Origin of the sequence: Nodosilinea nodulosa PCC 7104 (genome assembly GCF_000309385.1) — a bacterium.
GTDB lineage: Bacteria > Cyanobacteriota > Cyanobacteriia > Phormidesmidales > Phormidesmidaceae > Nodosilinea > Nodosilinea nodulosa.
In genome coordinates this window covers 4,275,351-4,288,236 of record NZ_JH976537.1, presented here as the reverse complement: position 1 = coordinate 4,288,236, position 12,886 = coordinate 4,275,351, and the positions used below count along the sequence as shown (strand labels likewise).

The 12,886-nt window shown below is 61.6% G+C and carries 11 protein-coding genes; 5 read left to right on the top strand and 6 right to left on the bottom strand.

The annotated features are described in order from the left end of the window. Window positions 1-89: 89 nt before the first annotated feature. From lpxB to purC, 6 genes are all read right to left on the bottom strand, one after another. Window positions 90-1,289: a lipid-A-disaccharide synthase gene (gene lpxB / locus LEPTO7104_RS0119880; protein WP_017300342.1), complete on the bottom strand. Its 1,200-nt coding sequence runs from the start codon at window positions 1,287-1,289 to the stop codon at window positions 90-92. An 18-nt stretch (window positions 1,290-1,307) separates the two neighbouring features. Next, window positions 1,308-2,132: an acyl-ACP--UDP-N-acetylglucosamine O-acyltransferase gene (gene lpxA / locus LEPTO7104_RS0119875; protein ID WP_017300341.1), complete on the bottom strand. Its 825-nt coding sequence runs from the start codon at window positions 2,130-2,132 to the stop codon at window positions 1,308-1,310. Between the two features lie 48 nt (window positions 2,133-2,180). Continuing rightward, window positions 2,181-2,699, bottom strand: a complete 519-nt coding sequence (gene fabZ / locus LEPTO7104_RS0119870) for a 3-hydroxyacyl-ACP dehydratase FabZ (RefSeq protein ID WP_017300340.1) — start codon at window positions 2,697-2,699, stop codon at window positions 2,181-2,183. Window positions 2,700-2,787: 88 nt separating this feature from the next. Beyond that, window positions 2,788-3,717: a UDP-3-O-acyl-N-acetylglucosamine deacetylase gene (gene lpxC, locus LEPTO7104_RS0119865; protein WP_017300339.1), complete on the bottom strand. Its 930-nt coding sequence runs from the start codon at window positions 3,715-3,717 to the stop codon at window positions 2,788-2,790. Next, complete coding sequence (locus tag LEPTO7104_RS0119860) at window positions 3,717-6,233, bottom strand: BamA/TamA family outer membrane protein (protein WP_017300338.1); 2,517 nt, start codon at window positions 6,231-6,233, stop codon at window positions 3,717-3,719. The genes lpxC and LEPTO7104_RS0119860 overlap by 1 nt, the downstream gene beginning before the upstream one ends. A 130-nt stretch (window positions 6,234-6,363) precedes the next feature. Further along, complete coding sequence (gene purC, locus LEPTO7104_RS0119855) at window positions 6,364-7,122, bottom strand: phosphoribosylaminoimidazolesuccinocarboxamide synthase (protein ID WP_017300337.1); 759 nt, start codon at window positions 7,120-7,122, stop codon at window positions 6,364-6,366. 156 nt (window positions 7,123-7,278) lie between these two features. Here purC and LEPTO7104_RS0119850 point away from each other — a divergent pair, with 156 nt between their 5' ends. From LEPTO7104_RS0119850 to LEPTO7104_RS0119830, 5 genes are all read left to right on the top strand, one after another. After that, entirely contained in the window at window positions 7,279-8,514 is a 1,236-nt protein-coding gene (locus LEPTO7104_RS0119850; RefSeq protein ID WP_017300336.1) for an LL-diaminopimelate aminotransferase, read from the top strand. Window positions 8,515-8,523: 9 nt separating this feature from the next. Beyond that, entirely contained in the window at window positions 8,524-9,171 is a 648-nt protein-coding gene (hisG, locus tag LEPTO7104_RS0119845) for an ATP phosphoribosyltransferase (RefSeq protein ID WP_017300335.1), read from the top strand. A gap of 481 nt (window positions 9,172-9,652) precedes the next feature. After that, complete coding sequence (locus tag LEPTO7104_RS0119840; protein WP_017300334.1) at window positions 9,653-10,969, top strand: MFS transporter; 1,317 nt, start codon at window positions 9,653-9,655, stop codon at window positions 10,967-10,969. A 51-nt stretch (window positions 10,970-11,020) separates the two neighbouring features. Continuing rightward, window positions 11,021-11,983, top strand: coding sequence for an ABC transporter permease (locus LEPTO7104_RS0119835; protein ID WP_017300333.1), 963 nt, complete (start codon window positions 11,021-11,023; stop codon window positions 11,981-11,983). Then, window positions 11,973-12,884: an ABC transporter permease gene (locus LEPTO7104_RS0119830; RefSeq protein ID WP_017300332.1), complete on the top strand. Its 912-nt coding sequence runs from the start codon at window positions 11,973-11,975 to the stop codon at window positions 12,882-12,884. The genes LEPTO7104_RS0119835 and LEPTO7104_RS0119830 overlap by 11 nt, the downstream gene beginning before the upstream one ends. The last annotated feature ends 2 nt before the right edge of the window (window positions 12,885-12,886 follow it).

Sequence of the window (12,886 nt, the reverse complement as noted above, 5' to 3'; positions counted from 1 at the left end):
ACCACCGGGCCGATTGTCGCAGCCGACAGCCCGGTCTCTCTCCGGCAAAGCATAACAATTGTAGTGACTTTAGGACCGCTTCAACAGGTTCAGGCCAATTCTCTTGGCTGGGGCTGCGCCAGGGTATCTAGAACCAGATCGGCCGTGCGCTGGCAGGCCCCAGGTGGCCCTAGCTCCTGGCGCATTTTGGCGTAGCCCGCCCGCATGCGCTGGCGGGCGGCTTCGTCTTGCAGCAGCGTGCTGGCGGCGGCGGCGATCGCCGCTGGGGTCGCCTCCCACTGCAAAAACTCAGGCACCACGGGCTGGTTGACCACCAGGTTGACCGGCGACACGTAGGGCACGTCAAATTTGAGCAGGTGGTGGGCAATCCGGGCGCTGAGCGGGTTGATGCGGTAGGCCACCACCTGGGGCACATCCATCAGGGCAATCTCAAGGTTGGCGGTGCCCGACTTGGTAATGGCCACATCGGCGGCGGCGATCGCGGCCTGGCCCTGGTCGCTCACCACCCGCCCAGACAGCCCGTACTGGGCCAGCCCCTGCTCAAAGCTGGCCCGCAGCGACGGACTCGACACCGGCAGCAAAAACCTCACCCCTGGGTGCCGGGCCTGGAGAATCTGCGCCGCCTGGAGCAGCAGCGGCAGCAGGTACTTGACCTCCTGGCGGCGGGAGGCGGGCAGCAGCGTCACCACCGGGGCGTCGGGGGGCAGGCCTAGCTGCTGCCGGGCGGCGGCCTGGTCGGCGGGGGCGGGGTAGCGATCGACCAAGGGATGGCCTACCCAGGTGACATCGGCCCCAAAGCGCTGATAGTATTCGGCCTCGGCTTTAAAGATAGAGGCCATGCGATCGCTCTGGGCCACCAGCTGCTCAGTGTCCGCCGTGGAGAAGGCCCACACCCACTGCTGGGGCGCGATATAGTACACCACCGGCACCTGGGGATAGGCCCGCTTGAGGTATTTGCCCAGGGCCAGGTTAGGCACCATGTTGTCAATCATGATCACCAGGTCGGGGGGGCTGTGGGCCAGGGTCTGCTTGGCGCGGCGCTGTAGCCTCAGGGTGGGCAGCATGTAGGGCAGGGCCTCAAAAATGCCCACGGAGCCCACGGTCGTGGTTTCGCCCACCAGGGTGGCTCCGGCCTCGGCCATGCGCGGCCCGCCTAGGGCGGTAATGTCGAGGGCAATGCCGCGATCGCAGGCGCGATCGCGCAGCGCCTCAATCAGCAGCGCCCCCTGCAAATCGCCCGACACATCGCCCGTGCTGATAAAAATCCGCCGCCCGCTGGGATGCTCCACCCTTACTCCGCTCCCAGACTAATCGTCATCGCTGTGCCTGCTAATGCGCCGTCCGGGGGTCAGACCACGGCGATCGGGCTGGAGGGCCGCCCGCAAAAACTGGCTGAAGTGACTCACCAGGGCATTGCCGTCGCTGTGGGCCAGCTTTTCGACCGCATCGCGCAGCGACTCCCCCGAGCGATAGACCAGGCGGTAGGCCTGCTTTAGCTCCCGGTAGGTCTGCGGATCGGCGGTGAGGCCCGCCCGCTGTAGGCCCACCTGGTTGAGGCCCCGCACCTGGGCCGGGTTGCCGTTGATCAGGGTAAAGGGCGGCACGTCGCGATCGATCCGGCTGAGCCCGCCAATCATCGCCAGACGGCCAATGTGCACAAACTGGTGCACCCCCACCAGCCCGCTAATGCGCGCCCCCGACTCCACATGCACATGTCCCGCCAGGGCCACCGAGTTGGCAATAATCACGTGGTCTTCTACCACGCAGTTGTGGGCCACATGGGAGTAGGCCATCAGCAAATTGTGGCTGCCCAGCAGAGTAGCTGCCCCAGCATCGGTGGCGCGGTTAATGGTGACGTACTCGCGGATGAGGTTGCTGTCGCCAATCACAACCTGGCTCATCGAGCCATCGTACTTCAGGTCCTGGGACTCTAGGCCAATACAGGCGCCGGGAAAAATGCGGTTCTGCGCCCCAATCGTGGTGTCGCCATCGATCACGACATGGGCGCCAATTTCGGTGCCGGGGCCGATGGTCACCTGCTCGCCGATCACCGCGTAGGCACCTATCTTAACCGTGGGGTGTAGCTGGGCACCGGCATGCACCACTGCCGTGGGATGAATCAGGGTAGTCAACGGCCTGCCTCCAGAACCCAGGGATTGCAACATAGACACATTATTTACCTATTTCCCCTGGGAATCGGCTGCAAACTCTATTACCGAAAACATGAGCTCGCCCTCGCAGGCCAGCTGCCCGTCGACCTCAGCCCGGCCATACATTTTGCCGAACCGCTGTCGTTTCATCGCCAACAGATCCACGGTCATCACCAGCTGATCGCCCGGCACCACAGGCCTCCGAAACCGCACCTTGTCGATACCGGCAAACACGCACAGCCCTTCCACGCCCGGAATCTGAGTCAGCACAATCCCCCCGACCTGGGCCATGGCTTCGACAATCAGCACCCCCGGCATAATTGGGCGACCCGGAAAATGGCCCTGGAAATGCGGCTCATTGAGGCTCACATTTTTGATGCCAACGGCGCGCTTACCCGGAACGTAGTCGACAATGCGATCGACCAGGGCAAAAGGGTAGCGGTGGGGCAGCAGAGCGTAAATTTCTTCGGCACTGTAGCAGGTCTTAACGGGAGCCGCCGAGGTGTTCTCGGCGGGGGCGGTTTCAATCGGATCTAGGGCAGTGGTCACAGGGCTCGATGCAGTTACGTCAATCACAGTGGGTGGGTTAGAACATTAGGTGGGCGCAATAGGCGATTTGCCTAGACTGATTTTGCCACTAGAGGGTACCCTCACCATAGACCAGGGTCGGCACCAGGGCTGCCGCCAGCTCGCCGTGGAGGCGATGGCTAGCTTTGTAGGCCACAATGTGGGCCATGGGCAAACCGCCCAGCAGGCTTAAATCACCGATTAGATCCAGCATTTTATGGCGGGCGGGCTCATTGTCAAACCGCAGCGGCGGGTTGAGCCAGCCCTCATCTCCACAGACCAGGGCATTGTCTAAGCTACCCCCTTGAATCAGGCCGCTGGCCCGCAGCTGATCAATCTGGTGGGCCAGACCAAAGGTGCGGGCGGGGGCCACCGCTACGGCAAAGCCCTCGGCATCGAAGGGGTTGGTCCGGCAGTTCCAGCTAAACCACTGGTTGCCAATTGCAGATACGTCAAAGTCAATGCCGTAGGTCAACCGAGGTGCAGGGGCTGGAAAGGCCGCTACAAAGGCATCCCCGTGGTATACCGTGACGGGCTGGCTGAGGCGAGCTACGGGGCGGGGTTCTGACTGCACTGCTCGCCCGGCCTGGCAAATGGCCTCGACCCAGCCCAGCGCCGATCCGTCGAGCAGCGGCACCTCTGGGCCAGTAATCTCAATGCGAATGTTGTCAATGCCAAGCCCCACCAAAGCCGCCAGCAGGTGCTCGACGGTGCGCACCGCCGCATCCCCCTGGCGCAGTTCGGTGGAGAGCATTGTGGGGGTTACCACCGCCAGGGCTACAGGCACCGTGGGGTGGCCCGGTAGGTCAGTGCGCACAAAGTATCGGCCCTGGCCCGGCTTGGCCGGACGGAGCGTGACAGTGGTGCTCACGCCAGAGTGCAGCCCCACACCCTGGCGCTCTACGGCCCCGGCAAGGGTGGTTTGGACCGGTGTTTCTTCCCACAGCTGAGGCAATCCCGCCGTCCCTTGGAGGCTGTGGGCCGTGCTGGTCTGAGCCATTAGAAACGCTCTCCAAAACCGAAGTGAATACGCCCCTGACCGTCACTGCTCAAGCCGTAGTCAATCCGCAGGGGGCCCAGTGGGGTAGACACCCGCACGCCCAGCCCGTAGCCAACGCCGCTGCCGGGTTTGCCTCGGGAAGGCCCCGGTGCCCCTGGCACAGCATTGCCGCTGCCCAGGTCGGTACCCATATCCAAAAACAGCGCCCCACCCAGGAAGGAAAACAGCGGAAATCGGTACTCGGCGGTGAACTGGGCGTAGCTGCGTCCGCTGCCGACCTCCCCTTCGTCGTAGCCGCGAATGGAGTTGGTGCCCCCCAGGGAGAAGGCTTCGTAGGGGGGCACATCGCCGACAATCGTGCCGACTTGGGCATTGAAAGCCAGAGTCTGAGGGCCGTCGGAGAAATGCAGCAGGCTGAGGGGAATGTAGTAGCTGTAGCTGCCCCGCAGCCGGTTCATAAAGATGCTGCCCCGTCCCAGGGGCACCGACTGCTCGGTGTTGAGGCGCAGAATACTGCCGCTGGTGGGGTTAAAGGCGTCGTTGCGGCGATCGAGGGTAGCGGTAATGGGGAAGGTCCAGAGATCATCCACCCCGCCGCTGCTGGCGGTGAGCGGATTACCAGCCGCATCGGTAGAGTTGACCCGCCCGCCGCCATCCCGGGCCGACACGTTTTGAATCAACGTACCCACGGACACTACCCAACCGTTGTTGAGCGGGCGGCTAAAGGTAATGCCGGTGCCCAGGCGGCGAATACGCACCCGATCGCCGTTGGAGAGGTTGATGGGGTTGGGGCCACCGTCAAAGTTGAGGTTGTTGGCCGAACGGGCAAAGAGATTGGCGGTATAGGAGGTGCGGAAGGGATCGCCCGCAATCCAGGGGTCGGTGAACGATATGTCGAAGAGAATGTCTCGGGTGCTGAGCTGCGCCTCGGCGCTTAACTTCTGGTTGTTGCCGCCAAAGTTGTCCTGGCGGTAGCTGACCGTACCAAACAGGTCGCCGGTAAAGTTGAAGCCCAAGCCCGCCGCAACCGAGCCAGTGTTGCGCTCAGTTACGTTGACAATCAATTTCACTTTGCGGGGGTCATCTTCGGCGGGCTCTAACCCCGGCACCACATCGTCAAAAATTCCCAGCCCAAACACTCGCTGAAAGTCCTGCTCAATGCGAGCCTGCTGAAACACCTCACCGGGCTCGGTTTCAAACTCGCGGGTGATGATAAAAGGCCGAGTGTGCCCCCGGACCGGGTTGCCGTCATCGTCAACGGTCTGGCCGAGGTCATTGGTGTAGCGCACCTCGATGCTTTCAATGACCCCTTCAGCCACCTCCAGCGTGACCACCCCATCGGGAGATACCTGGGGCGCTGCTACCACCTGCGCCAGCACGTAGCCCTGATCCTGATACCACTGGTTCAGCTGTAGGATGCCGTCTTGAAAATCAATCAGGTTGATGATTTTGCCTTTTTGATCGGCGAAGATATTGTCGACTACGGTTTGAGGCAGAACATCATTGCCCTGCACCTGGACATCGGTCAGCACCGGGTTGGGCTGCACCACAAACGTCACCCGCACCCCCAGATCAGTGTCCTCAGGGCGGGCATCAACATCGGCAAAATAGCCCGTGGCAAAAATGCTGTTGATGTCTTGCTGCAGCTGAGTGCGGGTGGTCGTGCGCCCGGCCTGGGTATCGATAGAGCTGTAGACCAGGTTTTCGAGAGTGGGGTCGAGGTCGCCATTGCTGGCCTCGACCCGAACTTCGGCCACCAGCACCCGGGGTTCTTCCGGCGCTGGAGTCTCGGTGCTTTCCCCAGCCGAACCGTCTGGGGCCGCATCTGAGGGGGCTGCCTCACCGGGGGTCTCAGGGCTGGCCTGCTCCTGCTGGTTGGGGTTAGCCTGCTGCTGGCGGCGCTGTACCGCCCCGTCAAGAATGCGCTGGGCCTCTTCGGGGGTGATTTCGCGCTGGGTGCTGGGGGTCTGACTGAGCTGAATGCTCTGGGCGGGCTGGGCCGCTGGGCTAAGGGCTGGCCAGAGGGCGGTTGACGACGCAGGCTTTGCCTCTAGAGATGGGATCGTTCCCTCTGGAGATGCCGTCCCTACCTCTAACGATGCTGTCCCTGCTGCCGGGGATGCCGCCGTTGTCTCTGGAGTGGTTGGTGTCTCTTCTTCGGTAGAGACAACGGATCGGTAGCCGTCGATCGCGCCCTGGAGGTTTTCAGTCACAGCGCTGGAGTCTGGCTCGGGCTGGATTTCCCCAAAGTCGAGGGTGGTAGATCCAGCGGCGGGACTCGTCACTGTCTCACTGACGCCGGTCTCACTGGCGCCAGTGGGATTAGATAAATCGGATGAATCTGACGCGACTAGCGATGCGGCGTTGAGGTTGTAATCGGAACTGCCTGCCTGCACTGAACCGGAATCAGAGGAAGGCTTTACCGGCGTCACTGGGTTGGCCTGGGCAGGGGCTGCCACTAGCCCAATCAGCCCGGAGGTGGCCAAAACCGCTAAAAATTTAGGAGATACCCGCATCTAAAACATACCTGCTAAACACGTCCACACACCAATGAAAGGCCCATCTCCCGGGCTTAAAGCCAGGGAAAATAGCCCTGGGGCGGGCCGATGCCCCCGCAATCGGACAAATTCTACCGCATTGATGGCGCTAATTCTTGGGCGATTGTGCCAGCACGCGCTCTAGCACACGCTGGTAGGCCGCTTCGACCTGGCCCAGATCTTGCCGAAAGCGATCTTTATCCATCACCCGCTGAGCTTCGTCGTCGGTGGACTGATCCCACAGGCGGCAGGTGTCGGGGCTGATCTCATCGCCCAGGAGAATCTGGTGCTGGGCGTCGAGGCCAAACTCCAGCTTGAAATCGACCAGGGTAATACCGCAGTCCATAAAGAAGTCCGTCAGCAGCTGGTTGATGTTGAGGGCAAGACGGCGCAGGGTGCCGATCTGTTCCTCGCTGGCCAGACCCATGGCGCGGATGCGATCGCCCGTCAGCAGCGGGTCGCCCAGGTCGTCGTTTTTGTAGTAGAACTCCACCAGCGATGGCTCCAGGCGCTGGCCCAGGGGCAGCCCCGTCTGCTTGCAAAGACTGCCCGCCGTCAGGTTGCGCACCACCACTTCGAGGGGGATGATCTGGAGGGCTTTGACCAGCATGGTGCGATCGCCCGTGGTCTCAAGCCAGTGGGTGGCCACGCCCGCCGCCCCAAGCCGCTGAAACAAATGGGTCGAAATGGCGCAGTTGATCTGCCCCTTGCCGACAATTTGGCCGCGCTTTTGGGCGTTAAAGGCGGTGGCATCGTCTTTAAAGTAGGTGAGCAGCACCGCCGGGTCGTCGGTGGCGTAGATGATTTTGGCCTTGCCTTCGTAGAGTTTTTCGCCGGAAGGGGTTTCGCTGGAGGGGTCAGCAGCCATAGTTCTGGGGCGGTAGCGTGGACATCCCATACTAGCGCCCCCAGCTACGTTGTGGATGGGGGCATTGGGGATGGTCGCTTTGCGCCCCAGAGCACCCAATGGTTCCCCGTCGCGCTGTACCCTAATTAAGTAACCGTAACCATCGCGCAACGCCCCATGGCCACCATCAACGACAACTATCTCAAGCTCAAAGCGGGCTACCTGTTCCCTGAAATTGGCCGCCGGGTCGCGGCTTTTGCCGAGGCCAACCCCGACGCGCCGATTATCAAGCTGGGCATTGGCGATGTGACCGAGCCGCTGCCCGAGGCCTGCCGCACCGCCATGGTGAGAGCGGTGGAGGACATGGGCGATCGCGATAGTTTCAAAGGCTACGGTCCCGAGCAGGGCTACCTGTGGCTGCGCGAAAAAGTGGCCCAGCACGACTTTCAAAGCCGGGGCTGCGACATCGACGCCAGCGAGATCTTCATCTCCGACGGCTCCAAGTGCGACTGCGGCAACATTCTCGATATCTTCGGCAGCAACAACTCCATCGCCGTCACCGACCCGGTCTACCCCGTCTACGTTGACACCAACGTAATGGCAGGCCACACCGGCCCCGCTAACGAAAACGGCGAGTACGGCGGCCTCACCTACCTGCCGATCAGCGCCGAGAACGCCTTTACCGCCAGCATTCCCAGCGAAAAAGTAGACCTCATCTACCTCTGCTTTCCCAACAACCCCACCGGGGCAGTGGCCAGCAAAGAGCACCTGCAGGCCTGGGTCCACTACGCCCGCGCCCACGGCTCGATCATTTTGTTCGATGCCGCCTACGAGGCCTTCATCACCGACCCGGCCATTCCCCACTCTATTTATGAAATTGAGGGAGCGCGGGACTGCGCGATCGAATTTCGCTCCTTTTCTAAGAACGCAGGCTTTACCGGCACCCGCTGCGCCCTCACCGTCGTCCCCAAAACCCTGATGGGCAAAGCCGCCGACGGCAGCGACGTAGCCCTCCACAGCCTGTGGAACCGGCGCCAGTCCACCAAGTTCAACGGCGTCTCCTACATCGTCCAGCGCGGGGCCGAGGCCGTGTATTCTCCCGAAGGCCAGGCCCAAACCAAAGCGCTGATCGACTTTTATATGGAGAACGCCAGGATTATTCGCGAGCAGCTCACCAGCGCGGGCATCGCCGTCTACGGCGGCGTCAACGCCCCCTACGTGTGGGTCAAAACCCCCAACGACCTGTCTAGCTGGGACTTTTTTGACAAGCTGCTGCACAGCTGCCACGTGGTCGGTACCCCCGGCTCGGGCTTTGGGGCCGCAGGCGAAGGCTACTTTCGCATTTCGGCCTTCAACAGCCGCGATAACGTCAACGAGGCCATGCGCCGCGTCACCGAAAAGTTTCGGGTGTAGGAGACCGCCATGCTTACCATCGCGCTGCCCAAAGGCGGCATGCTCAACGACAGCATTGCGTTACTCAAAGCCGTGGGCCTCGACTTCAGCCTATTTCTAGATAGCGCCAATCGGCAGCTGCAAATCACAGATCCCACGGGTCGAGCTAGGGGGCTGCTGGTGCGCGCCCAGGATGTACCGGTGTACGTGGAATATGGTCAGGCGCAGTTAGGCATGGTGGGCTACGATGTGCTGCGCGAGAAAAAGCCTGCGGTGGCCCACCTGGCCGATCTGGGGTTTGGCGGCTGTCGCCTCTCGGTGGCGGTCAAAACCAGCAGCCCCTACCGCTCGGCGCTCGATCTGCCCGCCCACAGCCGGGTGGCCTCTAAGTACGTCAGCTGCGCCCGCGACTATTTCCAAAGCCTGGATCTGCCGGTGGAGATTGTGCCCCTCTACGGCTCGGTGGAGCTAGGGCCGATTACGGGCATGTCGGAGGCGATCGTAGACCTGGTTTCCACCGGCAAAACCCTGAAGGAAAACAACCTGACAGAACTCGAAGTGCTGTACCACAGCACCGCCCGCCTGATCGCTCACCCGCTGAGCTACCGGGTTAACCCCTACGGCCTGAAGGAGCTGATCGATCGCCTGCGGGACGGAGCAGTGGCCGCTGCCCGGTAGAGGCCAGCAACCGATATCCACCAGGGGATCAATCTATCTTCAGGGCCATGTGCTGCAACCCAAAAGTCACCACAATGGAAGATGGCGGTACGATTTGTATCGTGACGGAACGGCCATCTAGCTAAACGCGCTAGCGTTTAAAGCGTTTGGGTTGCAGATTTTAGCTGGTGCACAGACGCCCTAAAAGCTGCCTCCCAAGTTTGCCTAGGAAACTTCTGTGGTCTATTTAGCAGCGCCTGCCTAAGGCGGTGCGGCATCTTGAGCCATATCGAGGGCAGAAAACCCGCCCTTGCACCACAGTGGGACGTCGCAAGCCCCCAGCAAGAGTTGAAGACCTGCCAGCTGTGGCAAAGATTTGCCCACCAGCGAAGTCGCCAGCGCCTAGATTGCTAACCGCTGTTGCCCCCCGATGGTAATTTGGAGAAATCGTTTGACTTCACCGCAGGTAAAGCCAGAGTTGACCTTTTGGCAGCTCTGGAACATGAGTATTGGCTTCTTTGGCATTCAGTTTGGCTGGGGGTTGCAGATGGCCAATACCAGCGCCATTTTCGAGCGCCTAGGGGCCGATGCGGATCAAATTCCTATTCTGTGGCTGGCGGCTCCGCTCACCGGGCTGATCGTACAACCCATTATTGGCAACCTCAGCGATAACACCTGGGGGCGGCTGGGTCGCCGCCGCCCCTACTTTCTAGTGGGAGCCATCTTTGGTTCTGTGGCGCTGCTGTGGATGCCCAATGCTGGCAACCTGTGGACAGCGGTCGGCCTACTCTGGATTTTGGATACGGCAGCCAATGTCAGCATGGAGCCTTTTCGGGCCTTTGTCAGCGATCTGCTGCCGCCCAGGCAGCGCACCAAAGGGTTTTCTATGCAGAGCTTATTCATTGGCCTGGGGGCGGTGCTGGCCTCCGCCATGCCCTGGCTACTGGCCCATGTATTTGGTCTCCAGGACGCTGCCACCAATGGCGTGCCTTTGGTGGTCAAGCTTTCCTTTTATATCGGCGCTGCTTTTTTTCTGGGCACCGTGATGTGGACCGTGTGCACGACCGAAGAGCGCCCCCCCCGCGACATGGAGGCGTTTCGAGAGCAGCAGGAAAGGCGTTTGGGCATCGGCGCTACGGCCCGAGAAATTTTTACGGCTTTTCGGCAAATGCCTGCCACCATGCGCCAGCTGGCCTGGGTGCAGGCGTTTAGCTGGCTGGGCATGTACTGCGTGTTTTTGTACTTTCCTCCGGCGATCGCTCACAACCTGTTCGGGGCCAGGGAGGAGTCATCGGTGCTCTACAGCCAGGGGATTGAGTGGGCGGGCCTCTGCATGGCGGCTTACAACGCGGTTTGCTTTGGCACCTCGTTTCTGCTGCCCCGTCTGGCGGCGGCGGCGGGTCGCCCAATGACCCATGCGCTGTGCCTCACCTGCGGCGGGGTGGGGTTAATTTCGCTCTGGTTTGTGCCGTCGCCGGGCTGGGCGCTGCTGCCCATGGTTGGCTTGGGGGTGGCCTGGTCCAGTATTTTGTCGCTGCCCTACGCCATGCTGGCGGGGGCGCTGCCGGCCCGCAAAGGGGGCATCTATATGGGCATTTTTAATATGTTCATTGTGCTGCCCGAGATCATCGTCTCGCTGGGCCTGGGCTGGGTCATGGCCAATCTGCTCGACAACAATCGACTGCTAGCGGTGGTGCTGGGCGGAGTTTGCTTTTTGATTGCGGTACCCCTGACCTTGCGGGTGGAAGAGATGGCCGCTGCCCCAACGGTGCCAGCGACGCTTCAACCTGTCCTAGAATCTGAGGCGGTTTCAAAATAAATCTGCGGCAACGGTTTCCCGCAACTATTTCTCTGCCCTACCTTTACTGCCATGCTCGGCTATTTGCTCAAGCGCTTGCTGATTGCGGTTCCCACCCTGCTGGCGATTAGCGCGATAATTTTCGTTATCCTGGCGCTGTCGCCCAGCAACCCCCTGGGCGATCTGGCGACGAATCCGGCGATTACGCCAGAGGTGCGGGAGAATATCCGGCGATCGCTCGGCCTCGACCAGCCCATTGCCCTGCGCTATCTGAAGTGGACGATCGCGCTGTTTAGCGGCAACCTGGGCTACTCGTTTACCAGCCGCCTGCCCGTCGCAGATTTGATTGCCCAGCGGCTGCCCGTCACCCTTTGCGTGATTGGCATGGCCTACCTGCTGAGCGTGGGCCTGGCCCTGCCGTTGGGAATTGCGGCGGCCCTGCGGCACAACACCTGGGTTGACCGGGCGATTACCACGCTGGCGTTTATGGGCTTTTCGACGCCGCCTTTTTTTACCGGGCTGGTGCTGATTATTGTGCTGAGCGTGCGGCTGGGCTGGCTGCCCTTTATCTACGACAACACGCTGGTGGTAAGCGATTTGGCCAGTCTGGGCCAGTGGCTGCGGCAGTCGATTATGCCGATCGCGACCCTGGTGCTGTTTCAGACGGCGGTGCTGCTGCGGTTTGTGCGGGCGGCGATGCTGGAAGAAATTCCGCAGAACTATGTGACAACGGCGCGGGCCAAGGGGCTGGGCCGCTGGCGGATTGTGACGCTGCACATGCTGCGCAACGCGCTGATTCCGGTGGTGACTCTGGTGGCGCTGGATATTCCAACCATTTTTACCGGGGCGCTGGTGACGGAGCAGGTGTTTCGGGTGCCCGGCATTGGGGCGCTGCTGATTGAGGCCATCTACCGGGGCGACACGCCCGTGGTGATGGGAATTGCCTTTATCTACGCCGTGCTGGTGGTGGTCTTTAACCTGGTGGCCGATCTGCTCTACGGCGTTATTGACCCCAGGGTGCGCTATGGCCACTGATGTCGAATTAGCGCCGGGGCTAGTCGCCCCCGGTCCCAGCAAAAATCGGGTTTGGGAACGGCTGTGGGGCGATCGCACCGCCCAATCAGCCCTCGTTGTGCTGGGACTTTTAATCCTGGCGATCGCCCTTGGCCCCGCCCTGTATTCGGTATCGCCCAGCAGCATCGACTTTAGCGCGGCCTTGCAGCCCCCAGGCCACGCCCACCTTCTGGGCACCAACGACCTGGGCCAAGATCAGCTGGCCCGGCTGCTGATCGGGGGCCGCATTTCCCTGGCGGTGGGCCTGGCGGCCACCCTGGTGGGCATTGGCCTGGGGGTTAGCGTAGGTGCGGTAGCCGGATTCTACGGCGGCTGGCTAGATGTCGGTTTGATGCGCGTTACCGACCTGTTTTTGGCCCTGCCCCAGCTGCCCCTGGTGCTGCTGGTGATCTACCTGTTTGGCGACCCGGTGCGCCGCCGTCTGGGGCCAGAGCGGGGTATTTTTTTGCTGGTGGTGCTGGTGATTGGCGGCCTCAGCTGGATGGCGGTGGCCCGGCTGGTGCGGGCGGGCTTTTTGAGCCTGAAGCAGCGCACCTTTGTCCAGGCGGCGGTTGCCCTGGGGGCCAGTCCCTGGGGCGTCGTCAAAACCCACCTGCTGCCGAATATTCTGGGTCCGGTGATTGTGGCCGCTACTCTGGGGGTGGGCAACGCCCTGCTGGCGGAGTCTACCCTGAGCTTTTTGGGGGTGGGCTTTCCGCCCGATGTGCCCACCTGGGGCCGCATGCTCTACGACGCCCAAAACTACATCGAGAGCGCTCCCTATCTGGTGCTGGCCCCTGGTCTGGCCATTTTTATGACGGTGCTGTGCATCAATACCCTGGGCGATCGCCTGCGCGATAGTCTAGATCCAACCAGCCGCTAACC